The following is a 1,335-nucleotide window of genomic DNA, read 5'->3' on the forward strand; positions in this document are numbered from 1 at the left end:
GTGCCGGAACCACCGGCCAGAATAATGCCTTTGCGATCGGTCATCGGATGACCTCCAATTCTTCAAGAACGTTGGTGAGCGCGGCCTTCCAATCGGGGCGGCGCAGGGTAAAATTCCGCAGGCTCTCGCAGTCCATGCGCGAGTTCAGCGGGCGTTTGGCAGGGGTGGGAAAGTCCGCCGTGGGGATGTCGTTTACCAACACGTTGCGGCCTGCCTGCCGGAAAATCTCTCGGGCGAAGTCGGCCCAGGACACGTCGGGCGCCCCGGAAAAGTGATAGTTGCCGGTGCGGGTAGGATCAGCGATCAGAGCCTCGGCCATGGCGTTCGCCGCATAGGCGATGTCGCGCGCTGGGGTCGGCCCGCCGATCTGGTCGGCCACAACGTTCAGGGTGTCGCGGGTTTCCGACAGACGCAGCATTGTTTTGACAAAGTTGTTCCCGTGGGACGAGAACACCCACGATGTGCGCATGATCGCGTGGACGCAGCCACTGGCGCGGATGCCAGCCTCGCCGGCCAGTTTGCTGCGGCCATAGGCGTTGACGGGGTCGACCGGATCGGTGGGCAAGCGGGCCTCGGTGCCTGTGCCGTCGAACACATAATCGGTGGAGATATGGACCAGCGGGATGCGCAACTCTTCGCAGGTGCGGGCCATTTCCGTGGGCGCGGCGCCGTTAATGATGGTGGCCAATTCCTCTTCGGTCTCGGCCTTGTCCACGGCGGTGTAGGCCGCCGCGTTGATCACCGCTTTGGGGCGATTGTACAGGATCGCGTCCACGCACTCGGACGGTTTGGACAGATCGCACGCGACCCGATCCAGAAACACCGCATCGGGGATGATGCGCCCCAACTCGGTCGCGACCTGTCCCGATTGGCCAAAGACCAGGATCATGCCTTGACCCCCAAGCGCTCACCCACCCCGTGGCGGGATTGCAGCGCGCGCCACCACTCTTCGTTCGCCAGATACCAGGCGACGGTCTTTTCCAGACCTTCCTCGACGGTGACGCTGGGGCGCCAGCCCAGTTCCGTGCGGATGCGTGTGGGATCAATGGCATAGCGGGCATCGTGGCCCGGACGGTCGGTCACAAAGGTGATCTGGTCCGCATAGCTGCCCGAGGCCTTGGGGCGGGCCTGATCCAGAATGGCGCACAGGGTTTTGACCAGCTCCAGATTGGTGCGCTCGTTCTCGCCGCCGATGTTGTAGCTGCGGCCGACTTCGCCCTTTTCCACCACGAGGAGCAGCGCATCCGCGTGATCCTCGACATAGAGCCAGTCGCGGATGTTCGAACCGTCGCCGTAGATCGGCAGGGCCTTACCCGCCAGCGCGTTCAGGATGAT

The 1,335-nt window shown here is 63.5% G+C and carries 2 protein-coding genes; both read right to left on the bottom strand.

Features of this window, described 5'->3' with window-relative positions:
• Positions 1-40: 40 nt before the first annotated feature.
• Entirely contained in the window at positions 41-889 is an 849-nt protein-coding gene (gene rfbD, locus HJ536_RS20650) for a dTDP-4-dehydrorhamnose reductase (protein WP_177159271.1), read from the bottom strand.
• Positions 886-1,335, bottom strand: a 450-nt coding sequence (locus tag HJ536_RS20655) for a GDP-mannose 4,6-dehydratase (RefSeq protein ID WP_177159272.1), incomplete at its 5' end; no start/stop codon positions are given. The genes rfbD and HJ536_RS20655, both read right to left, overlap by 4 nt.

Origin of the sequence: Donghicola mangrovi, assembly GCF_013377535.1 — a bacterium.
GTDB lineage: Bacteria > Pseudomonadota > Alphaproteobacteria > Rhodobacterales > Rhodobacteraceae > Donghicola > Donghicola mangrovi.